This is a genomic window from Cellulomonas sp. NEAU-ZC6 (assembly GCF_056844425.1).
This window is the reverse complement of the sequence record NZ_JBXFYH010000004.1, coordinates 284226-310571: the sequence shown is the minus strand read 5'-3', so window position 1 is coordinate 310571 and position 26346 is coordinate 284226. Positions and strand designations below refer to the sequence as shown.

Here is a 26346-nt window from a genome sequence, read left to right as displayed (position 1 = left end):
CGCCGACGAGGAGGCTAGCGGGTGAGCCGCCGCGGGCGCGGTCGCGCCCACGGTCACCCGCCGGCCGGCGCCCCGTAGGGTGTGCCCGCCCGAGGACGTCCGTCGTGGAGGTGCACCATCGACCGCCTGCTGCGCTCCCGCGCCGCGCTGTGGACGGCGTTCGTCCTGGTGCACGGCTGGATCGCGTACGTCGGGACGGTGCTGATCCCGGCCCGCGCGTTCTGGGACCTCGACCTGTACCGCTGGTGGATGTGGCAGGGCCTGCACCAGGGCGTGTGGCCGGTGCTCGACGGCGACTGGGTCTACCCCGCCGGTGCCGTCGTGCCGATGCTGCTGCCCGCGCTGGTGGACGCCGTAGGGACGCAGCCGTACGCGGTCGCCTGGTCCGTGCTGGTGACGGCGCTGGACGCGGTCGCGGTGGGGGTGCTGCTGCGGGGCGCCCGGGCAGGCGCGGGGCCCGGCCTGCGGGGCGTGGTCGTCCCGGCGGCGGGCACCCGGCACGACCCCGCGATCGGCGCGTGGTGGTGGCTGGCGTTCGTGCTGCTGCTCGGTCCGGTGGCGATCGGCCGGCTGGACGCCGTGGTCGCGCCCGTCGTCGTGGTGGCGCTGACCGTCGCCCTGCGGCACCCCGCGGCCGCCTCCGCGCTGCTGACCGCCGGCGCGTGGATCAAGGTGGCGCCCGGCGCGCTGCTGCTGCCGCTGGTCCTCGTGCTGCGCCGGCCGTGGCGGGACCTGGTGCTGCCCGCGGCCGCGGTCTGCGTGCTGGTCGCCGGGGTGGTCGCGGCCGGCGGCGGGCTCGGGCACCTGACGAGCTTCCTGTCCGAGCAGGGCGAGCGGGGGCTGCAGCTGGAGTCGGTGGCCGCCACGCCGTGGGTGCTGGCCGGTCTGGGCAGCCCGGACGTGCGGGTGGTGCTGAACGACGCGATCACCACGTGGGAGATCGCCGGCCCGGGCACGGCGGCGGTGGCGGGCGCGCTCGGGCTGGTGCTGCCGCTCGCGCTGGCGGCGGTCACCGGGCTGCTGACCTGGGTGCGGGTGCGCTGCGGCGACGCGCTGGACACGGCGGGCTTCCTGGCGCGCGGCGCTCTGCTGGTGGCCGTCACGCTGATCCTGGCCAACAAGGTCGGCTCGCCGCAGTTCGTGGGCTGGCTGGCCGGGCCGCTCGCGGTCGGCCTCGCGCGGCCCGGCGGCGCCGGGCTGCGCGCATGGCGGCTGCCGGCGGTGCTGGTGCTGGTCGTCGCCGGGCTGACCCAGGTGGTGTTCCCGGTCGCGTACGACGCGATCACGCTGCAGCAGGCCGGGCCGTCGCTGGTGCTCGCGGTCCGCAACGTGCTGCTGGTCGTGCTGGCGGCGGTGCTGGCCCGCGACCTGCTCCGCACCGGGCGTGCGGCGGGCAGGTCGCGGGCCGACGCCGTCAGCCCAGCTGCGGCATGACCTCGGAGGCCACCAGCTCCAGGTGGTCCAGGTCCTGCAGGTCGAGCACCTGCAGGTAGACGCGGCTCACGCCGAGCTCGGCCAGCGAGCCCAGGCGGTCCACGATCGCGGTCGGCGTGCCGGCGATGCCGACGCCGCGGACCTCGACCGGGTCGCGCCCGATCGCGGCGGACCGGCGGTCCACCTCGGCGTCGTCGCGGCCGGCGGCCAGGACGAGGGCGACGGACATGGTGAGCGACTCCGGGTCGCGGCCGATGGTGCGGCAGGCCTCGCGCACCGTCTCGAGCTTCTCCCCGACCTGGTTCAGCTCGGGGAACGACAGGTTGAACTCGGACGCGAACCGGGCCGCGAGCGCCGGGGTCCGCTTCGGGCCCAGGCCGCCGACGATCACCGGGACGCCCGCGCGGGACGGGTCGAGCGGCGAGGTCTGCACCGGCTTGGGCAGCGCGGGGCTGTTCGTCAGTGTGTAGTGCTCGCCGGCGTAGCTGAACCGCTCGCCGACCGGCGTGCCCCACAGGCCGGTGACGACCTCGAGCTGCTCGGTGAGCGGGCCGAACCGCTTCTCCGGGAACGGGATGCCGTACGCCGCGTGCTCCTCGGCGTACCAGCCGGCGCCGAGGCCGAGCTCGACCCGGCCGCCGGACATCTGGTCGACCTGCGCCACCTGGATCGCGAGCACGCCGGGGTGGCGGAACGTCGCGGAGGTGACCAGGGTGCCGAGGCGGACGCGGCTCGTCTCGCGGGCCAGGCCGGCCAGGGTGGTCCAGGCGTCGGTCGGGCCGGGCAGGCCGTCGCCGCCCATGGTCAGGTAGTGGTCCGAGCGGAAGAAGGCGTCGAAGCCCAGGTCCTCCGTGGCGCGCGCGACGGCGAGGATGTCGTCGTAGGTGGCGCCCTGCTGCGGTTCGGTGAAGATCCTCAGGTCCATGCGCCGAGCCTTTCACGTCGGCCGGGGTGCCGCGGCCCGGGCGGCGACGCTCACGCCGGCTGCGGCGGGTAGCGTCGGGCAGGTGCTGCGCAGCGTCCGGTGGTCGAGCCTGGTCGTGGTGGTCGGCGCGGGCGTGCTCGCGCTGGTCTGCCTGGTGCTCGCCCTGCGCGGCCGGCCGTGGGCGGTGCTGGTCGGCGTCGTCTGCGCGGCGACGGCCGTGCGCGAGGTCCGCGCGCTGCGGCGGATGGACCGGCGCGGGCGACCTGCCCGGCGCCCGCTGCCGTGAGACGGTGAGGCCATGGTGACGCAGCTCGGCCTGGCCCTCGACGCGCTGGCGGTCGCGGACTGGCGGCGGCGTACGGCGCAGGTGTACGCCGACGTGCGGCGCCTGGCGGAGGACGACCCCGCCGCCGCGCACGCCGAGTGGGTGGCCCGCCGCGACGAGCTGTTCGCGGACCACGCCGCGTCGCCGCTGCGCCCCGCGGCGAAGGCCGTCTTCGAGGGCCTGTCCGTCGCCCCGTACGACCCGGCGTTCCGGTTCGAGGTCCGCGTGCGGGCGACGTCGGCGCAGCGGCTCGAGGTCGCCACCGGCACGGACGGCGTCGTCCCGTTCGACCGCGTCGGGCGGGTCGAGCTGGAGGGCCTCGGCGGGCTGTCGGTGTGGGCGCTGCGCACCTACGGCGGCGGCATCTTCGTCCCGGTCAAGGACGCCACCGCCGGGAAGGGCACCTACGGCGGCGGGCGGTACGTGCTCGACACCATCAAGCACGCCGACCTGGGCCGGGCGACCGACGGCGGGCTGATCCTCGACCTCAACTTCGCGTACAACCCCTCGTGCGCCTACGACCCGGCCTGGGCCTGCCCGCTGGCGACCCGCGGCAACGTGCTGGCCGCGGCGGTGCCCGTCGGCGAGCAGCAGCCGGACCCGAAGCTGGTCGCGGACTTCGACCTGGACTGACCCCGCGGTCGCGACGCCGGGCGGGCGCCTAGGCTGACCCGGTGCCGACGACCATCGAGACCCGCACCCCCGCCGACATCACCGCCGCCGAGCTGTACGCGGTGCTGCGGCTCCGCGTCGACGTGTTCGTCGTGGAGCAGGACTGCCCCTACCCCGACCTGGACGGGCAGGACCTGCTGGAGGACACCCTGCAGGTGTGGGCGCACGACGACGGCGAGCTGCTGGGCTGCATCCGCGTGCTGCGTGCCGGGTCGGACCAGCCCGCGATCGGCCGGGTGGCCACGGCCGCGACCGCGCGCGGCCGGGGCGTCGCGGGCGCGCTGATCGCGCACGGCATCACGCTGTGCCGGCCGGACGCGACCATCCACCTGCACGCGCAGGCGCACCTCGAGCAGTGGTACGCGCGGTTCGGGTTCGAGCGTGCCGGCGAGGACTACGACGAGGACGGCATCCCGCACGTGCCGATGACGCGCACGCCGCGGACCGCCGCCTGACCCGGCGCCGGGCACCCGGTCAGCGCTGGCAGGTCGGGCACCAGTAGAGCTTGCGGCCCGCCATCTCCTCCACGACGACCGGGGTGCCGCACGTCCGGCACGGCTCCCCCGCTCGGCCGTACACCCAGTGCCGCTCCGCCGGGTCCCGCAGCGCCGCGGCGCGGCCGGCCTCGTCCAGGTCCTCCCGGGTCAGCATCACCCCGGTGCGGATGCCGTCCGCCAGCAGCACGGACCAGTCGTCCCAGAGCGCCCGGGCCGTCTCCGCGGGCACCCGCTTGCCGGGGGTGTGCGGGTCGAGCCGGGCACGGTAGAGCATCTCCGCGCGGTAGATGTTGCCGATGCCGGCGACGACCGCCTGGTCCATCAGCAGCTGGCCGACCGGGACGCCGCGGGAGGTGAGCCGCCGCACCATCACGTCGGCGGCGGTGCCGCCCGGTGCCATGTGGTCGGCGACGGAGCCGTCCGACGTCGGGACCGTCCCGCTCGCGCCGGTCGCGGCGGCGACGGCGTGCGGGTCGGCCATGCGGGCGCGCACGTCGTCCTCGACCGCCGGGTCGGGACCGAGCTTCGCGAGCGCGGCGGCGGTCGCCGCGGGGTCGAGCACCTCGCACGCGGTGGGGCCGCGCAGGTCGGCCACGGTCGTCTCCGTGGCGAGCCGCACCCGCACCTGCCCGACGGGCGCCGGCGGGAAGTCCTCGAGCTCGGCGCCGACGTCGCCCTCCTGCTCGCCCTCGCCCATCCGGACCGAGCGGCGCACCCGTGGCGCCCCGAGGCTGGCGACCGCGCCGCCGCCCTCGACCAGCGGGGACACCTCGCCCAGGAAGTCCCACGCCCCGTACAGACCCAGGTGCACGCGCAGCACGTGCCCGCCCGCGAAGCCCAGGAACAGCTGCTTGCCCACCGCGGCGGACGTCAGCAGCTCCCGGCCGTCGAGCAGCGCGGCGCCCGCGGCGAACCGGCCCTGCGGCGAGGAGACCGCCACGCGGTGCCCCACGAAGTCGCGGGCGAACTGGCGGGCGATGCGGTGGACGGTGTGACCCTCGGGCATGCGCCCAGGCTAGGGCGCTCGTCCGACACCCGCGGGCCGACCGGTACGCTGCGGCCGACCGACCAGCACGTCCAGGGGGACCCGCATGGCCACGAGCACGCCACCCGCACCCGTCGAGGCCCGGGCGCGCGACCCCCGCCGGCGGCGCGTGCTCGTCACGGGGACCGCGCTGCTCGTGCTCGCCCTGGCCGTCGCGGGGACCCTCTCGCTGGTGGGCTACCAGCGGGCCCAGGCGCAGGCACAGGCCGACCTGGACGAGGCGCTCGCCGCGTACGAGCCCGCCGCCCTCGAGCTGTCGCAGTGGATCTCCGGCACCCACGAGGCGATCGGCAGCAGCGGGGAGACCGCCGACCCGCAGGTCCGCAGCGACGCGGCCGCGGTCGTCGCGGCCGCGGAGCAGCTGGACACCACGCCGCCCGAGGACGGCTCGCTGCGCGAGCGCGCCGCAGCCGTGCGGGCGCTGCACGAGCGGGTGCTCGCCGAGATCGAGGACGTCACCGCGGCGAACGCCGCGGTGATGACCTCCGCGTACGAGGCCACCATCGAGATCGACATCGCGAGCTACCACGAGCGGCTCGGCGTCCTCGTGCCGGCGATCGACGCCGGGGAGCAGGCGTACGCCGCCGGCGGGGGCGACGCAGCGGCCCGCGCCGCGCTCCGGGCGGCGCTCGACGCGGGCATCGCCGTGCGGGACACCCCGGTCGAGATGACCGACCAGTACCTGCTGGCCGACCTGACGCTGCAGATGGACCCCGCCCGCGTCGCGATCGAGGCGGCGACGGCGGCGCTCGCGGGCTGAGGCTCAGACCCCGCCGGTCCCCGGCAGCTCGCCCGGGGCGTAGACCAGCCGGACCACCCCGGTCGGGAAGATGTCCGACCGGAGCAGCCGCAGCGGGTAGACCGGCGCACCCTCGTCGAACAGCCGCTCGCCGCTCCGGGCCGCCACCGGGTGCACCAGCAGCCGCAGCTCGTCGAGCAGGCCCGCCGCGAGCAGCTGCCGCACGACCGACAGCGAGCCGGGGACGAGGACCTTGCCGAGGCCCGGCCCGGCCTTCAGCGCGGTGACCGCCTCGACGAGGTCGCCCTGGAGCCGCTCGGCGTTCCGCCAGCCGAGGTCGGCGTCGCCGCGGGTCACGACGACCTTGCGGGTGTCGCCGAGCTGCCGGGCGAACGTGGCGTCCTCCTCGCCGGCGGTCTCCCGGCCGGGCCACGCGCCGGCGAAGCTGTCGTAGGTGACGCGCCCGATCAGGAGCACGTCCGTCCCCGCGTAGTCCTCCGCGACCGCAGCACCCATGTGCTCGTCGAAGTACGGGAAGTGCCAGGCCGGGTCGATCTCGGCCACGCCGTCGAGCGCGATGAACAGGGTGGAGACGATCGTCGCCATCGAGGGTCCTCCGTGGCCGGCCGGCACCGGGCGCGCCGGGGGTCCATCAGAACCCACCGGCACGCGCCCTGCCTAGCCCCCCGGTCACCCGGCGCGCGGGATGTCCTCGACCGCGGTGTAGACCGGCAGACCGCGCCGCCGGGCGATCGCGACGTCGTTGTCGGCACCGCGCGACTCCCCCGGCAGCCGGAGCACGGCGTCGCAGTGCTCCAGCAGCCGCTCGGCCGTCGGGTACAGGACGTCGGCCGCGCGCGGGTCGGTCGGGCCGGACGCCCCCATGCTCGCCAGGACGGGCAGAGCCACCCACTCGCCGATCATCGGGACGTGCCCGCGCTCGAAGACCGGCCACGCGGCCGCCTCCAGCGCGCGGAGGTTGGCGGCCATCGCCGCCGGGTCGCCGTGCGTGCCGGACTGGTAGGGGCCGGCGATCAGGATCATCTGTGCTGTCATGCCGCCGACCGTATCGTGCAGAACCGTGCAACACTAGGCATTAGTCGGAAGTCGCCGTCGAGCACCCCGGAGGACCCATGCTGCCCGCCCAGCGTCGAGACGAGCTGCTGCACCTGCTCCGCACCGAGGGCCGGGTGGTCGCGAAGGACGTCGCCGCACGGCTCGGCCTGTCGGAGGACAGCGTCCGCCGCGACCTGCGCGAGCTCGCCGCCGCGGGCCTCTGCCAGCGGGTGTACGGCGGGGCGCTGCCGGTGTCCCCCGCGGTCGTGGACTACGCCGGCCGCCGGACGGTCGCGGTCGAGAACAAGGACCGGGTCGCCCGCCGCGCCGCCGCGCTGGTCGAGCCGGGGATGACGGCGATCCTCGACGGCGGGACGACGGCGCTCGCCGTGGCGCGGGCACTGCCCCCCGACCTGGCCGCCACGGTGGTCACGCACAGCCCCACGGTCGCCGCCGCGCTGGCCGAGCACCCCACCGTCGAGGTGCTGGTGCTCGGCGGGCGCCTGTTCAAGCACTCCGTCGTGACGTCCGGGTCGATGCTGGCCGAAGCGGCGGCGGGCGTGTCCGCGGACGTGTTCCTGCTCGGCGTCACGGGGGTGCACGCGCAGACCGGGCTGACGACCGGGGACGCCGAGGAGGCGGCGACGAAGCGGACGCTCGCGTCCCGCGCCGGGGACACCTACGTGCTCGCGAGCGCCGAGAAGATCGGGGCGGCGTCGCCGTTCCGGGTGCTCCCGCTCGCCGAGGTGACGGGCATCGTCACCGACGCGCCGTTCGACGGCCCGCCGGCCCGGGCGCTGCTCGAGGCGGGCGCGCCGCTGATCGAGGCACCCTGACCCGGCGCGGCGCCGGGCGGCGAGTCCGTCGCCGAGCGGCGAGCCCCTCGCCGAGATGACAGTCCGCGCCTGACTGCGGAGGGTGCGGCACAGGCGGAACGTGTCATCTCGGCGGCCGGGGCGCTCGCGGCGGGGCGAGGCGGGCACGGGGCGGGGGTCGCTGCGCTGCGCCGGTCGGGGGTCGCGCTGCGCTGCGCCGGGCGGGAGTCAGGCGGCGGCGGGGCGGCGCAGGCCGACGAACCACGCGACGCCCACCACGACGTGCATGGCGGACAGCGCCAGCGCCGTCGGGGCGTCGGCCGCGGCCAGCGCGGAGCCGGCGGTGCTGACCACGGCGACGGCGAGGCCCGCCCACGCGGCGACCCGCGCGGTGCCCGGGCGACGGCGGTCGAGCAGCGTGACCGCGGTGGCGCCGAGCGCGAGCGGGAGCACGGTCAGCAGCGCCACCGCGAGCGCGGTGACCGGCCGGGGCGTGATGACCTGGAAGGTCACGCCGAGGGCGGTCGCGAACCACAGGACGACGACGTTGGTCGCCACCGCGACGGCGGCGGCGAAGGCGACCTGGGCGACGGTGTCCGCGACGGCGACCCGGGGGACGGGGACCGCGCGCGGCGGGGAGACGAGAGTGGTCATCGCGGGAGTCCTTCGCTGGTGGGCGGTGCGCAGCCGAGATCGGCGTCGCCCATGTTTGACCGAACAGGTATCGGGCCGCGCGCATTCCGGACCGCTGGGTGACCGGCGTCACGCGCAGGCCCGCCAGCAGCGACGTCGCCCCGTCGCGATCGCCCGGAACGGCCCTAGACTCGGGATGCTGGGCGCCCAGGGACCGCCCGGCGCGAGCACGCAGGAGGCCACGATGATCGGCACCCCGGGCTGCCGGCCCGCCGAGGACGCGGGGCCGCTGTCGTCGGCGCTGCTGCGGGTCGCGCGGCTGCACCGGCTACTCGCCGCGCAGCTGTTCCGCGAGGTCGGCCTGCACCCCGGCCAGGAGCTGGTGATGATGCAGCTGTGGGACCAGGGCCCGCAGCGGCCCGCCGACCTCGTGCGCGTGCTCGGCTCGGACGCGGCGACGATGACGCGCACGGTGCAGCGCCTCGAGCGCGCGGGCTTCGTCCGGCGCGGTGCCTGCGACGGGGACCGGCGGGCGATCCTGGTCGAGTCCACGCCCGCCGGCAGCGCGGTGCACGCGCGGGTCGAGGCGCTCTGGACGCAGCTGGAGGCGGCGGCCGTGGGCGACCTGTCGCCGGACGAGCTCGGCACGCTGGTCGGCCTGCTGGACCGGGTGGAGGCCAACGTCGCCGCGGCCGTGGAGCTGCCGGCCGCGCACTGAGGAGCCGCCGGCGATCGCCAGCCGGTCCTGCCTCCGCCGGCCGATCGATCGGCTGGACTGCGCAGAATCCGCCGGCGATCCACGACGGCCGGCGCCAGGTGCACGACGAAGCCCCCGCCGGGGTGACCCGGCGGGGGCTTCGGACGAGCGGTAGCGGTGGGATTTGAACCCACGGTGGACTTTCACCCACACACGCTTTCGAGGCGTGCTCCTTAGGCCGCTCGGACACGCTACCTCGGGCCAGAACAGTACCGGATGCCAGGCGGAACTCTCGCATCGGCGGACGTACGGTGGTCCGCGTGACACCCCCGCGCCTCCCCGTGCCCGCCCACGACGCCGTCCGGCCGAACCCGGGGACCGTCGACGACGCCGTCCGGTTGCTGCGCGGGAGCCGCCTCACGGTGCTGACGGGCGCGGGCCTGTCGACGGACTCGGGGATCCCGGACTACCGCAGCCCGGACTCCCCGCCGCGCAACCCGATGACCTACCAGCAGTTCGTCGGCGACCCGGCGTTCCGGCAGCACTACTGGGCACGCAACCACGTGGGCTGGCAGCACGTGCACCGCACGCACCCGAACGCGGGGCACCGCGCGCTGGCGTCGATGGAGGCGCACGGCGTGGTGGCGGGCCTGATCACGCAGAACGTCGACCTGCTGCACGAGCAGGCCGGGTCCCGCCGGGTGATCGACCTGCACGGCCGGTACGACCGGGTGGTCTGCCTGCGCTGCCACCGCGTGGTGACGCGCACCGCACTGGCGGAGCGGCTGGAGGCGCTGAACCCCGGGTTCGCCGAGTCGGTCGGCGCGGTCGGCGACGTGGAGATCGCGCCCGACGCCGACGCGGTGATCGAGCAGACGTCGCACTTCGTGGTGGTCGACTGCTGGCAGCCCGATCCCGACGGCGGCGACGGGCCGTGCGGCGGGATGCTCAAGCCGGACATCGTCTACTTCGGGGAGACGGTGCCGCTCGAGCGGGTCACCGCGGCGTACGCCCTCGTGGACGAGGCCGACGCGCTGCTGGTCGCCGGGTCGTCGCTGACGGTGCAGTCCGGGCTGCGGTTCGTCCGGCACGCGGCCGCGGCCGACAAGCCCGTCGTCATCCTGAACCGCGGGGCGACGCGAGGCGACCCCCTGGCCACCCTGACGATCGACGCCGGGACGACCGAGACGCTGACGGAGCTCGCGGAGCGGCTCTGACGCTCCGCCGCCCGTGGACGACGGGGCGGTGACCTGCGGCGGCGTGGATATCCTGCCCGTCGTGCCCCTGAGCCACGAGAGCCCGCCGCGGGGCGCCGGACCCGCGAGCTCGGCCGAGCGCGGGATCACGGGCGCGGTGCCCGCGGTCGCGCTGCTGGCCGTGCTCTCCGTGTCGGTGGCGCAGGTCGCCACCGCGGCCGTGCTGCCCGCCACCACGCGCGAGCTGGGACTGGGCGACTGGCAGGCCGGTGCGGTGACCTCGGCGACCGCCGCGGTGGTGGTGCTGACCAGCGCGGCGTGGGGACGGCGGGCCGACCGGCTCGGGCCGCGGGTCGTCGTGGTCACGGGCGGCGCCGCCGGCGTGCTCGGCGCGCTGGGGGTGGCCGCCGTGCTCGCCGCGGGGCCCGAGGCGAGCCCCGGGCTCGCCTGGGCCGCGCTGGTGCTGGCGCGCGGGGCGGTGTTCGGGCTGGCGGTGGCGGCGGTCGGCCCCGCGGTGCAGGCGCTGCTCGTCGCCGGTGCCGCCGAGCGGGAGCGGGTGGCGTGGATCGCGCGCGGCGGTGCCGCCCGGGGCCTGGGCACGATGGTCGGGGCGGGCCTCGCCGCGGCCCTCGGGGCGCTGGGGGCGGCGCTGCCCGTGCTGGCCGCGGCCGGGGTGCTCGCGGCTGCGGTGCTGGCCTTCGTGGGGGTGACCCGCCGGGTTGCCGCCTCCGCCGCCCCGCTGCCCGCCGACCCGCCCGAGCCCGAGCCGTCCCCGACCGACGGGCCGGCACCGGTCCCGGCGGCCCGGGCCGTCCGCCGGTCCACCCTCGCGGTGCCCGGCGTCCGCAGGGCGGCGGTGGCCTCGGCGGCGGTGTTCCTGGCGACGGCGTTCGTGCAGAGCAGCATCGGGTTCCTGGTGCAGGACCGGTACGGCGTGACCGCCGGCCGGGCCACCGCGCTGACCGGCCTGCTGCTGCTCGTGGCCGGCGCCGGGTCCGTGCTGGCGCAGGGCGTCCTCGTCCCCCGGCTCGGCTGGGCCCCGTGGCGGCTCGTGGGGACAGGTGGTGCCGTCGTGGTGGTGGCCGTGTCGGCCTACGCGCTGCCGGTCCCGGAGCCGGTCCTGGTCGCGGTCGCGCTCGTCTTCGGCGCGGGTGTCGGTGCTGCCGCCGCCGGCTGCACCTCCGCAGCGGCCTCCGCGGTCGGCCCGGCGGAGCAGGGCGACGTCGCGGGGCTGGTCAACGCCGTGAACGCGCTCACCTTCGTGGTCGGACCGGCGCTCTCGACCGCCGCGTACGGCCTGCACCCCGCGCTGCCCGCCGCCGGTGCGCTGCTGGCCGGCGTGGTGACGCTGCTCGCCGCCGCCCGGAGCCGGGCGTGACGACCGCCCGGCACGGCGTGCCGCGGGTGCCGTCCTGGTACGTGCCGCTGCCCGCGGCGGCCGACCGGATGGCGCCCGGTGCCTCGCTGGTCGTCGTGCACGGACCCGCCGGCGCGGGCAAGTCGCTGCTGCTCGCGTGGTGGGCCCGCACGCACGAGCCGGCGGACCGCGCGGTCGTCTGGCTCGACGGCGCCACGGCGCCGTCCGGCGACGGCCTGGCGGAGCGGGCGCTCGCGGCGCTGGCTTCGGCGGGGCTCGTCCCCGAGCCCCGGGCGGACGACCCCGGTGACCCGGGCAGGACCGACGGACCGCGCACCGGCCGGCCGGCGGTGCTCGCGGCCCTGCAGCGGCTCACCCGTCCCGTCCTGCTGGTCGTCGACGGCTACGAGCACCTGACCTCGCCCGCGACCGACGCGCGCCTCGTCGAGCTGCTCGCGCGGGTCGACCGGCTGCACGTCGCGGTCGCCACCCGCCGCACGCCCGCCCGCCTGCTGCAGGCGGCGGCGCTCCAGGTCGACGTGGCGGAGGTGCGCCCCGCGGACCTGCGGCTGGACGACGGCGCGACGGCCGCGCTGCTCACCGCCGCCGGCACGGACCCGGCGGTGGCCGCCGGCGCGGCCGCCCGCGTGCGGTCCGCGACCGACGGGCTCGCCCTGGGCGTGCGCGCGGTCGCGATCGCCGCCGACCGGGGCGCCGTCGACCTGGACACCGCACCGGTCGACGAGCTGCTCCGGGTCGCGGCCCGCGGGGTCGTGCCGACGCTGGAGGCCGACGACCGGCAGCACGACTACCTGGTCGCGGCGCGGCGGGTCTCGGTGGTCGAGTCGCTGACGCCCGACCTCGCCGCCGCGCTGGCCGGCCCGGCGGCCGACGGGCTGCTCGACCGGCTCGAGGCGGACGGCCTCGGGACGTGGCAGGGCGAGGAGCTCGTGCTGACCCCGCTGGTGCGGGCGGCGCTGCGCGCGGGCCTGCGGGACGCCGCGCCGGCGGAGGTGGAGGGGCTGCTGCGCGCGGTCGCCTCCTGGGGGATCGCGTCGGGCCGGTTCTACCCGGCGCTGCACGCCGCCGCCGAGACCGGCGACGTGGACCTGGTCCAGGCCACGGTCGTGCGGATCTGGGGCTCGGGGCAGGTGCGGGACGCGCCCGAGACGATCCGCGTGCTGGAGTCCCTGCCGCGGGCGGCCGTGAGCCGGCGGCCGCAGCTCGCCCTGCTGCTCGCGCTGCTCTACAACACGCGGGCGGAGCACCGGGTCAAGGCGCTCGAGTGGTTCGCCGTGGCCGCGGCCGCCGCCGTCTACCACCTGCCCCGGGCGACCCCCGCGGAGCGCGCGGTGCTGCGCGCCGGGGAGAGCGTGGCCGCGCGGCTGCTGGGCCGGGGCGGCCGCGCCCGGACCGCCGCGCTCGCCGCGCTGGACCACCTCGCCACCGTGGCGCCCGGCGACGACGCCACCGTGGACGCGCTGCGGGGTCTGCTGCACCGCCAGCTGGGGGTCGGCCTGGTCGCCGGCGGCGACGTCGAGGGCGGGCTGCGGGCGATCGAGGGCGCGCTGCCGCACGACCCGTCGGGCTCCCTCGCCGCGTTCAGCACGTACAGCCTGCTGGCCGGTCTCACCGCCGCCCAGGGCGACCTCGCCGCGGCCCGGCACCTCGTCGCGGTCGCGGCCGCGCTCGAGCCGCCGCGCCGGCCCGAGACCGCGTACCGGCGGTCGACGCTCGACCTGGCCCGCGCGCACCTCGCGGTCGAGGACGGCGACCTGGACGCGGCGACCGCGGTGCTGGACGCCCTGGCGGCCGAGCTGCGGACCAACGAGTTCTGGCCCGCGTTCGCCGAGGTGCAGGTGACCGTCGACCTGCTGTCCGGCCGCGCCCTGCCGGGCGCCGAGGCGCTGGACGAGCGGATGCGCCGCGGCCGGCGCTCCCCCGCGGGCTCGGCCTGGCGCGCGCGGCTGACCGCGGCGCGCGCCGTGCTGGCGCTGGCCGCCGGCCAGGCGGAGGCCGGCGCGACCCTGCTGGCCCCGGTGCCCTCGACGGTGCCGGCGGCGCGGGTGGCCCGTGCCCGGCTGCTGCTGTCCACGGGCCGCACGGCGGAGGCGCTGGCCCTGCTCGCCGCCCCCGACCTGCCCGACGAGGGTCCGCGGCTCCGGGTCACGCGCCGGCTCCTGCTGGCAGCGGCGGCGGCGCGGCACGGCACCGAGGCGGTCGCCGCGCGCGCCCTGCGGGAGGCCGCCGCGGTCGTCGCGCTGGGCGGCTCGGCGACCGGGTGGGTCCTGGTCTCCGCCGAGGAGCGCGCAGCCGTCCGGACGCTCGCCACCGGGCTCGCGGACCCCGCCGTCGACGAGCTCCTCGCCGCGCTGGCCCCCGTGCCCGTGGCCGTGCCGGACGCCCAGGACGGCGTCGGGCTGAGCGAGCGGGAGGTGGTGGTGCTGCGCGAGCTCGCCGACGACGCGGAGCTCGCCGAGGTCGCCGCCCGGCTGCACGTGTCGCACAACACCGTCAAGTCCCAGGTGCGGAGCGCCTACCGCAAGCTCGGCGTGCGCCGCCGGGCCGACGCCGTGTCCCGCGCGCGGGAGCTCGGCCTGCTCTGAGGCGCGCAGGAGGCGCGCTGACCTGCGGCGACGGTGCACGGTTCGGGGCTTGAACCGTTCAGGTAGCGGAGGCGTCGAAGTCGTGGCACGGTGCGCAGCAGGGACCCGTGCAGCAGCGCGCGGGAGCACATCCGTGACGGCGTCACGGCCGTTCCCCTCGTGCCTCGCAGCACGTGGCACCGTCGCCACGTCGACGTGCGGCTCGTCCGGGCCGCACGGCACCTCGACGTCCGCACCCGGCGGGAGGACGCGATGACGCAGCTGCGAGCCGAGGCCGCACCCGCGGCGCTGACGACGTCCGGCCGGCGCCGACGTGCGGGCAGGCCGTCCGGTGCCAAGGTCCGGTACAACCGGCGCGAGGCGCTGACGGGCTACCTGTTCATCTCGCCGTGGATCATCGGGTTCCTCGTCTTCACGGCCGGCGCGATGATCTACTCCCTGATCATCTCGTTCAGCCGGTACAACCTGGCCACCAACACCGCGCGGCCGAACGGCCTGGAGAACTACGCCCAGCTGTTCGAGGACCCGCGGGTGGCGACCTCGCTCGGCAACACCCTGTTCTACGCCGTGCTGGCGGTCCCGCTGGAGATCCTGGTCGCCCTCGGGCTGGCGTCGCTGCTCAACCAGGCGGGTCGCGGTGCCGGGTTCTTCCGGACCGTGTACTACCTGCCCAAGATGACGCCCGCGGTCGCGACGGCGGCGGTGTTCTTCCTGCTGCTGAACGGCAACACCGGCGCGATCAACCAGTTCCTCGGCATGTTCGGGATCGAGGGGCCGCAGTGGCTGGTCGACCCGGCGTGGATCAAGCCGTCGATCGTGCTGATGACCCTGTGGGGCGTCAGCGGGACCATGGTGATCTTCCTCGCGGCACTGAAGAACGTGCCCCGGGAGCTCTACGAGGTGGCCGAGCTGGACGGCGCGGGCGTCTGGCAGCGGTTCCGCAACATCACGCTCCCGATGATCTCCAGCGCGATCTTCTTCAACGTCATCGTGCTGTCGATCGCGGCGTTCCAGGTGTTCGACCAGGCCTACCTGCTGTTCTGGCGCGACCAGTCGAACGCCTCCCCCGAGGCCTCGCTGTTCTACGCGATCTACCTGTTCCAGCAGGCCTTCCGCCAGTTCAACTTCGGGTTCGCCGCGGCGATGGCGTGGCTGCTGTTCGTGATCATCATGATCATCACGGCCATCCAGATGAAGTTCGGCAACCGCTTCGTCTACTACGAGGGGAGCCGGGACTGATGACGAGCACCGGAACCACCGGCACCCCGGGCATCCGCCAGGTCCCCGGGCTCCCCGAGGAGGCCACGGGCCGGGCCGACCACCCCGCCGGCCCGCCGCGGCCGCTCGCCCCCGTCCCCGGCTCCCCGAGCGGGCGCGCCCGCCGGCGGGTGCGCCGCGGGGTGGTCATCGCGCTGCTGGTCGTGATGACCGTGGTGTTCCTCTACCCGTTCGCGTGGCTGCTCGCGGCGAGCCTGAAGGACCGCGGCCAGGTCTTCGACAACTCGCTGTGGCCGAGCACCTTCAACTGGGACAACTACGTCACGGTGTGGCAGGAGCTGCCGCTGGGCAACTGGATGCTCAACAGCATCGCGATCGCGCTCCTCGCCGCGGTCACGGTCGCCGTGTCGAGCTCGCTGGTCGCCTGGGGCTTCGCGCACTTCCGGTTCCCCGGCCGCACGGTGCTGTTCGGCCTGGTGCTCGCCACGATGATGCTGCCCGGCGCGGTCACGATGATCCCGATCTACCTGATCTGGAAGGAGCTCGGGGCGCTGGGCACCTGGATCCCGCTGTTCGGCGCGAACCTGTTCGGCTCGGCGTTCTACATCTTCCTGCAGCGGCAGTTCTACCTCGGCCTGCCGCGGGAGCTGTCCGAGGCCGCGCGGATCGACGGCGCGAACCAGTGGGTGACGTACTGGCGGATCGTGTTCCCGCTGTCCCTGCCGTCGTTCATCATCGTGCTGCTGTTCGAGTTCCAGGCGTCGTGGAACAACCTGCAGGCCGCGCTGATCTACCTGAACGCCGGGAGCCCCGAGGACTTCACCGCCCCGCTCGGCATCGCGTACGCGATGACCAAGTACAGCCCCACGGCGGGCGGTCAGGGCGACTACCAGTACGTGATGGTCGCCTCCCTGCTCGTGACCCTGCCGATGCTCGCGCTGTTCGCCTTCGGGCAGCGCTACTTCATCGAGGGCGTCGCCACGACGGGACGGCGCGGGTGACCGCGCCGGTCCCGCCCCACCCACCACGGAAGGAACAGCCATGAGGAAGTCGCGCCGAGGCGCCATCGCGCTGCTGCCGATCACCGCGCTCGCCCTGGCCGCGTGCAGCTCCGGAGGAGACGACGGTGGCGAGGGCGGCGGGTCCGCGGAGTTCACGGACTCCGCCTCCGGCGCGCTGCGCGCCTGGGGCTTCGAGAACGCGGACGACGTCGGCCAGGCCCGCCTGGACTTCGCCGCCGAGCAGCTGGCCGACGTCGACGTCGAGCTGGACGCCACCGCGTTCGACGCGCAGAAGTTCACCACCCGCCTGGCGTCGGGCGACGTGCCGGACGTCGTGCAGATGGACCGCCGGTACGTGACGACGTACGCCGCGCAGGACCTGATCCTGCCGCTGGACGCCTGCTACGAGGCGCACGACGTGGACCCCGACGAGCGGTTCTACTCCTCGGTGATCGACGACGTCCGGTACGAGGACGCCGTCTGGGGCGTGCCGCAGTTCTTCCAGCCCGTCGCGATCCTGCTGAACAAGCGGGTCATGGACGCGGCCGGCGTCACGCCCGACCAGATCGACACCTCCCAGCCGGACACGCTGCTGGCCGCGATCGACGCGATGTACGCCGAGGGCGGCGGCGTGCCCACGACGCTCGGCTTCGACCCGGTCGCGACCGGCCAGGGCGGGCTGTGGATCCTCGGGCAGGGCGGGCAGCTGATCGACGAGGAGGGCCGGCCGACGCTGGACGACCCGTCCAACCTGGCCGGCATGGAGCTGCTCAAGCAGATCACCGACGCGCAGGGCGGGTTCGCCGAGGTGAAGTCGTTCAGCGACTCCTTCGACACCTTCGGCGACAGCAACCAGTTCGTCACCGACCAGGTCGGCGCGCAGGTCAACGCCCAGTGGTACCCGAACGTGCTGAGCGCGTACGCGGACCAGATCGAGATCGAGGCCGTGCCGTTCCTGGACCAGGACGGCCAGCCGTTCTCCGTCGCCTCCGGGCAGGCCTTCGTCATCCCGGCCGGCGCCGAGAACCCCGACGCCGCGTGCGCCTGGATGCTCGAGCTCACGTCGCTCGACGCCTGGACGGCGGCCGGTCAGGCGCGCGCCGACACGATCGCCACCGAGGGCGGGATCAACACCGGGCTGTTCACCGGCTCCCCGGAGGCGGACCAGGCGGTCCGGGACGAGTTCGTCGCACCGACCGGCGACGCCGGGTTCGACCAGGTCATCGAGACGTTCTACGAGGTGGTGGACGCCGGCCGGACCTTCGGGTCCTCGCCCGCCGGCCAGGACATCCAGAACGAGCTGAACAACGCCATCACCGCCACCCTGCTCGGCGACAAGACCGCCGAGGAGGCCCTCGCCGAGGCGCAGGACGCGGCGATGCGCGCGTACGACAACGTGACGGGCGGCTGACCCCCGCGCCCCGGCTCAGGCGCGGTGCTGCGCGAAGAACGCGCGCAGCACCGCGCCGCACTCGTCCTCGCGCACCCCGCCGACCACCTCGACCCGGTGGTTCAGCCGGGAGTCGCGCACCACGTCCCACTGCGACCCGCAGGCGCCGGCCTTGGGGTCCCACGCCCCGAGCACCAGGCGCGGGACGCGCGCCAGCACCGTCGCGCCCGCGCACATCAGGCACGGCTCCAGCGTCACCACGAGCGTGCAGTCGTCCAGGCGCCACCGGCCCAGCGCCGCCGACGCCGCGCGCAGCGCGAGCACCTCGGCGTGGCCCGTCGGGTCGCCGTCGGCCTCCCGGCGGTTGCGCCCCGCACCGACCACGGCGCCGTCCGGCCCGAGCACGACGGCGCCCACGGGGACGTCGCCGGTGGCCGCGCAGGCGGCGGCCTCGGTGAGGGCCAGGCCCATGGCGGTGAGGTCGTCGGGGCGCGCGAACATGCCGCCATCCTCCCGCACGCACCCGCGGAGCCCCGGGCACCCCGCGCACGGTAGGTTGAGCACCATGCGCCTGCACGTTGCCGACCACCCGCTCGTCGCCCACAAGCTGTCGGTGCTCCGCAACAAGGAGACGTCGTCCCCGACGTTCCGCAAGCTCGTCGACGAGCTCGTGACGCTGCTCGCGTACGAGGCGACGCGCGACGTGCGCACCGAGCCGGTCGAGGTGCAGACCCCGGTGGCGACGACCACGGGCGTGAAGATCGCCGAGCCGCTGCCCCTGGTGGTGCCGATCCTGCGCGCCGGGCTCGGCATGCTCGACGGCATGACCCGGCTGATGCCGACCGCCGAGGTCGGGTTCCTCGGCATGCAGCGCGACGAGCAGACGCTCGAGGCGATCACGTACGCCAACCGGCTCCCCGAGGACCTCACGGGCCGGCAGTGCTTCCTGGTCGACCCGATGCTCGCCACCGGCGGCACCCTGGTCGCCGCGATCGACTTCCTGTTCGCCCGCGGCGCGCGCGACGTCACCGTCGTCTGCCTGCTCGCGGCGCCCGAGGGCCTGGAGACCGTCGAGGCGGCCGTCGGCGACCGCGGCGACGTCACCATCGTGGTCGCGGCGGTCGACGACCACCTGGACGAGAACGCGTACATCATCCCGGGCCTCGGCGACGCCGGCGACCGGCTGTACGGCGTCGTCTGAGCACGTCCGCGACCTCCGGTCTCGCCCGCTGAGACCGGCCACGGAAAGGCCGTGGACACCCGTCCCCCGGCCTGCCACGATCGTGGGATGAGCCACCCCCGCACGCACCGGACCGACGCCGTCACGGCGTCCGCCGGCGTGCGCCCGGGCGCGCTCCGCACGCGCTGTCGGCCCTGACGCCCCGTCGTCCGCCGCCCGACCGCACCCCGACCGCCCTCGCCGCGGTCCCGCGCACCCTCCGGAGCATCCCGTGGCACGTCCTCGTACCCCCGCACCACCCCGCCTCGCCGTCGCACCGCGGCCGGCCCCGCCGTCGACCGGCGCCGAACCCGCCCGCGCGGGCTTCGTGCTGTACGTCGGCCTGCAGGGCGACTCCCCCGACCTCGACGCGGCGCACGCGGCCGACCTGGCGGAGGTCGCCGAGGCCCTGCGCGACCTCGCGCGGGACCTCCTGCCGACGGCCGAGACGTTCACCGCGCTGTCGCTCGTGCCGGGCACCGGCGGGGCCGATGATGTGCCGAGCCTGCGGGCCCGGCTCGCCGGGCTGCGGCCGCTGGGGACGGACGCCGGCGGCGGCGCCGACGACACCGGTGGCACCGCCGACGGCGGCGCGGACCGGGTAGGTGCCGACGGCCCGGTGGCCGACAGCGCCTGAGTGGTCGCACGACGGCCGCCGGCGCCCCTCAGATCGCGTCGGCCGCCCCTCAGATCGTCGCGGCCGCTACTCATCGGTCTTCACCCGGGCGGCTCGCTGCCCTAACGTCGGAGGTGCTCGGCCACCACGGCAGGACCTCGGGTCCCGCCCGGCCGGGCACCGTCCGCCCGCTGCCGTCCCCCCTGGCGCGGGCGGCACGGTCGGTTCCCGGGAGGCGTGATCCGGCCCCCCTGCCGCGTCCCGGGAGCCGACCACCACCAGCGGGCACGGCGCCCCGGGTGCGTCGCCGCCGGCAGGCTCCTACGGTGGACGGATGCGCATCGCCATCGCCGGAGGCCACGGACAGATCGCTCGCCGACTCAACCGCCTGCTCGCGGCGCGCGGGGACTCCCCGCTCGCGATCGTGCGCAACGCCGCGCACGTCGCGGACGTGGAGGCCGACGGCGCCACCGCGGTGCTGCTCGACCTCGAGGACACCGACGCCACCGCCCTCGCGGCGCAGCTGACCGGCGCGGACGCCGTCGTGTTCGCCGCCGGGGCCGGGCCGGGCAGCGGCGACGCCCGCAAGGACACCGTGGACCGCGGTGCGGCCGCGCTGCTGGCCGACGCCGCCACCCGGGCCGGGGTCCGCCGCTACGTGCTGGTGTCCTCGGTCGGCGCGGGCTCCGAGCCGCCGGAGGGCACGGACCCGACCTTCGCCGCCTACCTGCGCGCGAAGACCGCGGCCGAGGAGGACCTGCGCGGCCGCGACCTGGACTGGACGATCCTGCGGCCCGGCGGGCTGACCGACGACGCCGGGACCGGGCACGTCCGGCTCGGTGCGGAGATCCCGCGCGGCCAGGTGCCGCGGGACGACGTGGCCGCCGTGCTCGTGGCGCTGCTGGACGAGCCGCGCACCGCCGGGCTCACCCTGGAGCTGTCGGAGGGCCAGGTCCCGGTGGCCGCGGCGATCGCCGCCGCGCTCGAGCGCGAGGACTGAGGCGGCACGGGGTCCGGGACGCGCCGCTCCCGGGCCCGGACGTGCCGCGACCCCCGGGCCCGGTCGAGGGGCACGAGGGTCGGCGGTGGGGTGACGGGCTGCGGCGCGGTGTCGCGGGGGGGCTCCCCGCGCGGGGCGGCCCGTCGGGCGGGCGCGGCGGTCAGGCCGGCGCGAAGGTGAGGCAGTCGGCCAGGTCGTGGCCCGCACCGATGCGCACGGAGCTCGCGGCGCAGGTCAGGTGCTCGTTGTGGACGCAGTCGCCGCGCTGGCAGGCGCCGACGTGCGACACGACGCGGTCGAGGCCGCCCTTGACGCTCAGCGGGATGAAGGTGAAGCACTGCGCGTCGCCGGTGCCGCCCACCGTGATGGCCGCGGCGCTGCAGGCGTGCTCGTGGTTGTACGAGCACCCGTCCACCGAGCACTCGGAGACGGGCGGCTGCTCCATGAGGGTGCTCATCGACGGACCTCCGGGGAATGGGGCGTGCGGGTTGCTGACCTCGTCGACGGTAGATGCCCTTTTCCGGCGCGTCTAGAAAGGAAGGCCTGGCTCACTCACGTCCCCGCAGTTCAGCGCGCTGCGGCACCGGAAATTTGCCGATGCGGAGCCTGCGGATCGGCCATTCCGGAAATACCCAACGCCCATGTCACGCAATTCACCGCCGCGAGGTCGCCGCCGCGCGCGGGCCCGGGGCGGGGGCGGGGGTGGGGGCGGGGGTGGGGCGGGTCAGCCCTTGACGGCGCCGCCCATGCCGGCGCCCTGCAGGAAGAGCCGCTGGAACGCCACGAACACCAGCACGGGGATGATCGTGGCGATGGCCAGCGCGGCCAGGAACACGCCGAGCTCCGTCGACGCCTCGATCGCGGGCAACCGCACGGACAGCGGCTGGATCGACGGGTCCTTGAGCACCAGCAGCGGCCAGAGGAAGTCCTTCCAGGCGGCGATCACCGCGAACACCGACACCACGCCGAGGATCGGCCGGGACATCGGCAGCACGATCGACCAGAACAGCCGGTAGGGCCCGGCGCCGTCCACCCGCGCGGCCTCGAACACCTCGCGGGGCAGGTTGTCGAAGAACCGCTGCACCAGCAGCACGTTGAACGCGCTGGCCCCGGCCGGCAGCCAGACGGCCCAGAAGCTGTTGATCAGCGAGCGGCCCAGCAGCGGCGGGTCCAGCACCGTCAGGTACAGCGGCACCAGCAGCACCACGGCGGGGACGAACATCGTCGACAGCACCAGCGCCTGGACGACCTTCCCGTACCGGGGCCGCAGCACCGACAGCGCGTAGCCGCCGGTGGTGGCCACCAGGATCTGCACCGCCCACGACCCGGCCGCGAGCCACACGGTGTTGAGGAAGTACGTGCTGACCCGCACGTCGTTCCACGCCCGGTCCAGGTTCTCCCAGGCGATCCCGTTCGGGAACACCGCCATCGGGCTGCGCAGGATGTCGGGGGTCGGGGTCACCGCGAACTTCGCGAGCAGCAGCATCGGGCCCAGCCCGGCGACGACCAGCAGCACCAGCAGCACGACGTGGGTCGTGCCCATCCCCCACCGCACCGCCGGGCGGCGCCAGTCGGCCTCGGACAGGGCGGCGCGGTCGGGAGCGTCGGCCGCGCCCCGCCGGCTCGGGCGCCGGCGCCGCCGGGGTGCGGCCGGGCCGCCGGCGGGCGGAGGTGCGGCGGAGGCGGCGGCGTCCAGGACGCTGCCGGGTGCGGTGCTCATGACGTGCTCCAGGACCGGGTGAGGCGGAAGTAGGCCAGCGACAGCACCGCGAGGAACGCGGCCAGCATCAGCGAGAGCGCGGTGGCCGCGCCGTAGTCGCCGCCGAGGCTGTTCTGGAACGCGTAGCGGTAGATCAGCAGCAGCACGGTGACGGTCGCGTTGCTCGGGCCGCCGCCGGTGAACAGGTACGGCTCCAGGAACACCTGCGCGGTCCCGATGATCTGCAGGATCAGGGTGATGAACAGGACGCCGCGCAGCTGCGGCAGCGTCACGTGCCAGACCTTGCGCCACAGCCCGGCGCCGTCGACCTCGGAGGCGTCGTACAGCTCCGGCGGGACGCTGGTCAGCGCCGCCAGGTAGATGATGATCGTGCCGCCGGCGCCGGCCCAGGTCGCGGCGAGCACCAGGGAGGGCATCGCCCACGTGGCGTCCTGCAGCCAGGGGTACGGCCCGAGCCCCACCCAGCCGAGGATCGTGTTGAACACGCCCTGCGGCCCGCCCTTGTAGAAGAACTTCCACAGCAGGACGGCGACCACGGGCGGCACGACCACGGGCAGGTAGGCGAGCGCCGAGTACAGCCCGCGGCCGCGCCGGACCTCCCGCATCAGCACCGCGGCGACCAGCGGCACGGGGTAGCCGATCAGCAGCGCGAGCAGCGCGAAGTACGCCGTGTTGCGCACGGCGGTGCCGAGCAGCGGGTCCGCGAGCACGTGCTGGAAGTTGGCCGGCCCCACGAACGTCGGCGGGGTGACGAGGTTGGTCTCCTGGACGCTCATCACGACCGCGCGGACGATCGGGAACCAGGAGAAGACGCCGAAGACGACCAGCAGCGGGACGAGGAACACCAGCGTGCTCAGGCCGCCACCGCGCACCCAGGTCGCGGGCGATCGTCGGCCCGGGCGGGGCGGGGCGGTGGTGGCGGTCACGCGGGTCCTCCGGTCAGGTGGATCAGGTCGGGCCGGTCGGGAGCGGCGGGTCGAGGGCGGCGGGTCGGGGTGCCCCGGCCCGCCGCGCTCCGTGGCGGGTCAGCCCTGGTCGAGCAGGGCCTGCGCCTGGGTGTCCGCCTGCTCCAGCAGGGCGTCGACGTCCGCGTTCTCGTCGGTGAGCACGGCCTGCACCACCGGGTCGAGCAGCGCGTAGATCTCCTGCGTCTTCTGCGACGGCTCGCCCACCAGCGGCAGGTCGAACATCGCGTCGGTGAACGGCGCCATCTGGTCCAGGGGGACGTTGATGTAGTCCGCGATCCACTCCTGGTTCTGCTGGTACTGCTCCTCGGAGAACATCGGCAGCACCGGGGTGCCGACGGGCTGGTCGTTGGCCACGAGCGTCTCGGCGTCCGCGACGGCGCGGTCCTCGTCGACCAGCTTGTTCAGGTAGAAGAAGTCGATCCACTCGATGGCGGCGTCCTTGACCTCCTCGCTCGCGCCGGCCGGGACGCCGGCCAGGGTGCCGCCGGTCAGCGTGGCGGCGTCGTCGCCCTCGAGCGGGATCGGGGCCAGGCCGTAGATGGCCGGGTCGATGGCGTTGGTCTGCACCATCGAGGTGTAGATGTCCGAGCCGGACGTGAACATGCCGACCTGGCCGGCCGAGAACTCCTGGTTGATGGACCCCCAGTCGAGCAGGAAGTTCGCGCCCATCGAGCCGTCGTCCCAGCGCATCTGCTGCAGCAGCTCGAGCGCCGCCGTGGTGCCGTCGTTGTCCAGCGTCGCGGTGGCGACCTGCTCGTCGTCGACCTCCACCGTGCGGCCGCCGTGCGCGACGGTCTGCGCCGTCAGCTGCCAGCCGCCGGTGTTGTTCTGCGTCATCGTGGCGAAGCCCGCGACGCCGGGGTTGGCGTCGGCGATCGCCTTCGCGGCCGCGCGCACCTCGTCCCAGGTGGTCGGGGGTGCGTCCGGGTCCAGGCCGGCCGACTCGAACAGCGCCCGGTTGTAGTGCAGCGCGACCGGGTAGGCGTTCTTGGCCGGGATCGCGTAGACGTGCCCGTCGGGGCCGGTGCCGGCCTCGAGGATCGTCGGGTTGAACGTGTCGGCGTACGGCAGGGCGCGGAACTGGGCGTCCATGTCCGCGAGCTGGCCGTTCTCGACCAGGCCCTGCGCGTCGGTGAACGGGATCTCGAAGACGTCGGGGAGCGTGCCGCCCGCGAGCTGGGCGGCGAACGTCGTCGCCTTCCACTCGTACTCCTCGGGCTGCACGTCGATGTCCGGGTGCGCCTCCTCGAACTCGGCGACCTGCTGGTCGAACGCCGCGACCGCCTCGTCGGTGGACCCGGGCAGCAGGGCGACGACCTTGAGGGTCACCGTGCCGTCCTCGGCCGTGCCGTCGTCCTCGGGACCGCTGGAGCAGGCGGCGAGCGCGCCGATCGCCAGGGTCCCCGCCAGGGTGAGGGCCATCGTCTGCCGGGTGGACTTCATCGTCGCTCCTTGGTCGGGTGGTGCGGGGTGGGGTGCGGCGGGCCGAGCCGGAGCCAGGCCGCCGTGTCGGTGGGCAGGTGGTCGTCGGGGTCGCCCGCGCTGGCCAGCAGCACGGTGGCCGTGCGCGGCAGGGGCAGCGGCTCCGTGCCGAGGTTCACCAGGCACGCGACGTCCCCGCGAGCGAACGCGAGCACGTCGTCGGGCACCGGGGCGCCGTCGAGGTCGGTCAGCCAGCGCAGGTCGGCGCCGTGCAGGGCGGGCTCCGCCCGGCGGGTGGCGAGCAGCCGCCGGTAGAGGGCGAGCACCGACGTGCCGTCGGCCGCCTGCGCCTCGACCGACAGCCCGCCCCAGCCCGCGGGCTGCGGGAGCCACGCGGGGGCGCCGCCCTCGGGCCCGAAGCCGTACGTGCTGCCGGTCCGGCGCCACGGCAGCGGGACCCGGCAGCCGTCGCGACCGGGGTCCACCCCGCCGGACCGGAAGTGCATCGGGTCCTGGACGGCCCCGGCGGGCAGGTCCTCGACCTCCGGGAGCCCCAGCTCGTCCCCCTGGTACACGTACAGCGCCCCCGGGAGCGCGGCGGTCAGCAGGGCGGCGGCCCGCGCGCGCCGCCGGCCGAGCGCCAGGTCCGTGGGGGTGCCGGCCCGCTTGCGGGCGAACGCGAACGAGGTGTCCGCCCGGCCGTACCGGGTCACCGGCCGGGTCACGTCGTGGTTCGACAGCACCCAGGTGGGCGGGGCGGCGACGGGGGCGTGCGCGTCCAGCGTGGTCTGGATCGACTCGCGCAGCTCCTTGGCGGACCACGGGCGGGCCATGAAGTCGAAGTTGAACGCGGTGTGCATCTCGTCCGGGCGCAGGTAGTGCGCGAACCGCTCGCGGTCCGCCAGCCAGACCTCGCCGACCAGGACCCGCGGCTCGTCGTAGGAGTCCGCGACGGCGCGCCAGGCGCGGTAGACGTCGTGGACCTCGTCGCGGTCCACGTGCGGGTGCTCCCCGGGGCCCGGCTCGGCGGGGACCTCGGGCAGCGCCGGGTCCTTGACCAGGAGCGCGGCGGAGTCGATGCGGATCCCGGCGGCGCCCCGGTCGAACCAGAACCGCAGGACGTCCTCGTGCTCGCGCCGCACGTCCGGGTGGTCCCAGTTGAGGTCCGGCTGCTCGGGCGTGAACAGGTGCAGGTACCACTCCCCCGGCGTGCCGTCGGGCTCGGTGGTGCGGGTCCAGGTGCTGCCCTGGAAGTCCGACACCCAGTGCGTGGGGATCCCGGCGCCGTCCGCGCCCCGACCCGGGTGGAACCAGAACCGCTCCCGCTCCGGCGAGCCCGGCCCGGCCGCGAGCGCCGCGCGGAACCACGGGTGCTCGGCCGAGACGTGGTTCGGGACGACGTCGACGATCGTCCGGATGCCCAGCGCCCGCGCCTCGGCGATGAGCTGCTCCGCCTCGGCCAGCGTGCCGAACTGCGGGTCGATCGCGCGGTAGTCGGTCACGTCGTAGCCGCCGTCGGCCAGCGGGGACACGTACCAGGGGGTGAACCAGATCGCGTCGACGCCCAGGTCGCGCAGGTACGGCAGCCGGGCGCGGACGCCGGCCAGGTCACCCGTGCCGTCGCCGTCGCCGTCCGCGAAGCTGCGGACGTAGACCTGGTAGATGACGGCGCTGCGCCACCACGGCGCGTCGGTCGCCTGCTGCGCCGGTCGTGTCTCGGTCACGGGTCCTCGTCTGCCTCGTCCTGCGCGGTGCGCGGACGGTGGACCGCGCGCATCCGACCGCCGGGGTCCGG

Annotated in this window: 27 protein-coding genes and 1 tRNA gene; 16 read left to right on the top strand and 12 right to left on the bottom strand. The window is 75.7% G+C overall.

Going from position 1 to position 26346, the window contains the following annotated elements; genetic code table 11:
• Positions 1 to 81: 81 nt before the first annotated feature.
• Positions 82 to 1434 (top strand): glycosyltransferase 87 family protein, encoded by a 1353-nt coding sequence (locus AC1050_RS17470; protein WP_482388678.1) that lies wholly within the window; start codon positions 82 to 84, stop codon positions 1432 to 1434.
• On the opposite strand, the gene AC1050_RS17465 is transcribed toward AC1050_RS17470, so the two are convergent.
• Positions 1415 to 2359 (bottom strand): LLM class F420-dependent oxidoreductase, encoded by a 945-nt coding sequence (locus tag AC1050_RS17465; RefSeq protein ID WP_482388677.1) that lies wholly within the window; start codon positions 2357 to 2359, stop codon positions 1415 to 1417. The two genes, AC1050_RS17470 and AC1050_RS17465, sit on opposite strands and share 20 nt — an antisense overlap.
• A gap of 82 nt (positions 2360 to 2441) precedes the next feature.
• Between AC1050_RS17465 and AC1050_RS17460 the strand changes: the two genes are divergently transcribed.
• The 3 genes from AC1050_RS17460 to AC1050_RS17450 are packed head-to-tail and all read left to right on the top strand — an operon-like array spanning position 2442 to position 3811.
• Positions 2442 to 2645, top strand: coding sequence for a hypothetical protein (locus AC1050_RS17460; RefSeq protein ID WP_482388676.1), 204 nt, complete (start codon positions 2442 to 2444; stop codon positions 2643 to 2645).
• Positions 2646 to 2657: 12 nt separating this feature from the next.
• Positions 2658 to 3317: a DUF1684 domain-containing protein gene (locus AC1050_RS17455; protein WP_482388675.1), complete on the top strand. Its 660-nt coding sequence runs from the start codon at positions 2658 to 2660 to the stop codon at positions 3315 to 3317.
• 41 nt (positions 3318 to 3358) lie between these two features.
• On the top strand, positions 3359 to 3811 hold the full coding sequence (locus tag AC1050_RS17450) for a GNAT family N-acetyltransferase (protein ID WP_482388674.1): 453 nt from the start codon (positions 3359 to 3361) through the stop codon (positions 3809 to 3811).
• A gap of 19 nt (positions 3812 to 3830) precedes the next feature.
• On the opposite strand, the gene AC1050_RS17445 is transcribed toward AC1050_RS17450, so the two are convergent.
• The gene (locus tag AC1050_RS17445) at positions 3831 to 4859 is read right to left on the bottom strand and encodes an Fpg/Nei family DNA glycosylase (protein ID WP_482388673.1); all 1029 of its coding nucleotides are present in this window, start codon (positions 4857 to 4859) and stop codon (positions 3831 to 3833) included.
• A gap of 85 nt (positions 4860 to 4944) precedes the next feature.
• Between AC1050_RS17445 and AC1050_RS17440 the strand changes: the two genes are divergently transcribed.
• Entirely contained in the window at positions 4945 to 5658 is a 714-nt protein-coding gene (locus AC1050_RS17440) for a hypothetical protein (RefSeq protein ID WP_482388672.1), read from the top strand.
• Between the two features lie 3 nt (positions 5659 to 5661).
• On the opposite strand, the gene AC1050_RS17435 is transcribed toward AC1050_RS17440, so the two are convergent.
• Positions 5662 to 6243 carry a dihydrofolate reductase family protein gene (locus AC1050_RS17435; RefSeq protein ID WP_482388671.1) on the bottom strand — a complete coding sequence of 194 codons (582 nt, stop codon included), beginning with the start codon at positions 6241 to 6243 and terminating at the stop codon, positions 5662 to 5664.
• Between the two features lie 84 nt (positions 6244 to 6327).
• Positions 6328 to 6693 carry a DUF4406 domain-containing protein gene (locus tag AC1050_RS17430; RefSeq protein WP_482388670.1) on the bottom strand — a complete coding sequence of 122 codons (366 nt, stop codon included), beginning with the start codon at positions 6691 to 6693 and terminating at the stop codon, positions 6328 to 6330.
• 77 nt (positions 6694 to 6770) lie between these two features.
• On the opposite strand from AC1050_RS17430, the gene AC1050_RS17425 reads away from it, so the two are divergent.
• The gene (locus AC1050_RS17425) at positions 6771 to 7529 is read left to right on the top strand and encodes a DeoR/GlpR family DNA-binding transcription regulator (protein ID WP_482388669.1); all 759 of its coding nucleotides are present in this window, start codon (positions 6771 to 6773) and stop codon (positions 7527 to 7529) included.
• A 207-nt stretch (positions 7530 to 7736) separates the two neighbouring features.
• Here AC1050_RS17425 and AC1050_RS17420 read toward each other — a convergent pair whose 3' ends face one another.
• Positions 7737 to 8162 (bottom strand): DUF6069 family protein, encoded by a 426-nt coding sequence (locus AC1050_RS17420; protein ID WP_482388668.1) that lies wholly within the window; start codon positions 8160 to 8162, stop codon positions 7737 to 7739.
• Positions 8163 to 8337: 175 nt separating this feature from the next.
• Here AC1050_RS17420 and AC1050_RS17415 point away from each other — a divergent pair, with 175 nt between their 5' ends.
• On the top strand, positions 8338 to 8859 hold the full coding sequence (locus AC1050_RS17415; RefSeq protein ID WP_482388667.1) for a MarR family winged helix-turn-helix transcriptional regulator: 522 nt from the start codon (positions 8338 to 8340) through the stop codon (positions 8857 to 8859).
• A 148-nt stretch (positions 8860 to 9007) separates the two neighbouring features.
• On the opposite strand, the gene AC1050_RS17410 is transcribed toward AC1050_RS17415, so the two are convergent.
• Positions 9008 to 9094, bottom strand: a tRNA-Ser gene (locus tag AC1050_RS17410).
• A gap of 64 nt (positions 9095 to 9158) precedes the next feature.
• Here AC1050_RS17410 and AC1050_RS17405 point away from each other — a divergent pair.
• The 6 genes from AC1050_RS17405 (at position 9159) to AC1050_RS17380 (ending at position 17627) form a co-directional block, all read left to right on the top strand.
• Positions 9159 to 10055 (top strand): Sir2 family NAD-dependent protein deacetylase, encoded by an 897-nt coding sequence (locus AC1050_RS17405; protein WP_482388666.1) that lies wholly within the window; start codon positions 9159 to 9161, stop codon positions 10053 to 10055.
• A gap of 61 nt (positions 10056 to 10116) precedes the next feature.
• Positions 10117 to 11412, top strand: coding sequence for an MFS transporter (locus AC1050_RS17400; RefSeq protein ID WP_482388665.1), 1296 nt, complete (start codon positions 10117 to 10119; stop codon positions 11410 to 11412).
• Positions 11409 to 13997 carry a LuxR C-terminal-related transcriptional regulator gene (locus tag AC1050_RS17395; RefSeq protein WP_482388664.1) on the top strand — a complete coding sequence of 863 codons (2589 nt, stop codon included), beginning with the start codon at positions 11409 to 11411 and terminating at the stop codon, positions 13995 to 13997. The genes AC1050_RS17400 and AC1050_RS17395 overlap by 4 nt, the downstream gene beginning before the upstream one ends.
• Positions 13998 to 14249: 252 nt before the next feature.
• Entirely contained in the window at positions 14250 to 15236 is a 987-nt protein-coding gene (locus tag AC1050_RS17390) for a carbohydrate ABC transporter permease (RefSeq protein WP_482388663.1), read from the top strand.
• Entirely contained in the window at positions 15236 to 16216 is a 981-nt protein-coding gene (locus AC1050_RS17385) for a carbohydrate ABC transporter permease (protein ID WP_482388662.1), read from the top strand. The genes AC1050_RS17390 and AC1050_RS17385 overlap by 1 nt, the downstream gene beginning before the upstream one ends.
• 40 nt (positions 16217 to 16256) lie before the next feature.
• Positions 16257 to 17627 carry an ABC transporter substrate-binding protein gene (locus AC1050_RS17380; RefSeq protein WP_482388661.1) on the top strand — a complete coding sequence of 457 codons (1371 nt, stop codon included), beginning with the start codon at positions 16257 to 16259 and terminating at the stop codon, positions 17625 to 17627.
• Positions 17628 to 17642: 15 nt separating this feature from the next.
• Here the strand turns inward: AC1050_RS17380 and AC1050_RS17375 are convergent, their stop codons facing one another.
• Positions 17643 to 18107, bottom strand: a complete 465-nt coding sequence (locus AC1050_RS17375; protein ID WP_482388660.1) for a nucleoside deaminase — start codon at positions 18105 to 18107, stop codon at positions 17643 to 17645.
• 64 nt (positions 18108 to 18171) lie between these two features.
• Here AC1050_RS17375 and upp point away from each other — a divergent pair, with 64 nt between their 5' ends.
• The 3 genes from upp (at position 18172) to AC1050_RS17360 (ending at position 20441) form a co-directional block, all read left to right on the top strand.
• Positions 18172 to 18807, top strand: a complete 636-nt coding sequence (upp, locus tag AC1050_RS17370; RefSeq protein WP_482388659.1) for a uracil phosphoribosyltransferase — start codon at positions 18172 to 18174, stop codon at positions 18805 to 18807.
• A 250-nt stretch (positions 18808 to 19057) separates the two neighbouring features.
• Complete coding sequence (locus tag AC1050_RS17365) at positions 19058 to 19462, top strand: hypothetical protein (RefSeq protein WP_482388658.1); 405 nt, start codon at positions 19058 to 19060, stop codon at positions 19460 to 19462.
• 313 nt (positions 19463 to 19775) lie between these two features.
• Complete coding sequence (locus AC1050_RS17360; RefSeq protein ID WP_482388657.1) at positions 19776 to 20441, top strand: SDR family oxidoreductase; 666 nt, start codon at positions 19776 to 19778, stop codon at positions 20439 to 20441.
• Between the two features lie 160 nt (positions 20442 to 20601).
• Here AC1050_RS17360 and AC1050_RS17355 read toward each other — a convergent pair whose 3' ends face one another.
• The 5 genes from AC1050_RS17355 to AC1050_RS17335 form a co-directional block, all read right to left on the bottom strand.
• Complete coding sequence (locus tag AC1050_RS17355) at positions 20602 to 20898, bottom strand: DUF1540 domain-containing protein (protein ID WP_482388656.1); 297 nt, start codon at positions 20896 to 20898, stop codon at positions 20602 to 20604.
• A 267-nt stretch (positions 20899 to 21165) separates the two neighbouring features.
• A complete protein-coding gene (locus AC1050_RS17350) occupies positions 21166 to 22161 on the bottom strand; it encodes a carbohydrate ABC transporter permease (protein WP_482388655.1) in 996 nt (331 codons plus the stop codon).
• On the bottom strand, positions 22158 to 23087 hold the full coding sequence (locus AC1050_RS17345; RefSeq protein ID WP_482388654.1) for a carbohydrate ABC transporter permease: 930 nt from the start codon (positions 23085 to 23087) through the stop codon (positions 22158 to 22160). The genes AC1050_RS17350 and AC1050_RS17345 overlap by 4 nt, the downstream gene beginning before the upstream one ends.
• A 99-nt stretch (positions 23088 to 23186) precedes the next feature.
• Positions 23187 to 24572, bottom strand: a complete 1386-nt coding sequence (locus AC1050_RS17340) for an extracellular solute-binding protein (protein WP_482388653.1) — start codon at positions 24570 to 24572, stop codon at positions 23187 to 23189.
• On the bottom strand, positions 24569 to 26275 hold the full coding sequence (locus AC1050_RS17335) for a glycoside hydrolase family 13 protein (RefSeq protein ID WP_482388652.1): 1707 nt from the start codon (positions 26273 to 26275) through the stop codon (positions 24569 to 24571). The genes AC1050_RS17340 and AC1050_RS17335 overlap by 4 nt, the downstream gene beginning before the upstream one ends.
• Positions 26276 to 26346 lie beyond the last annotated feature (71 nt).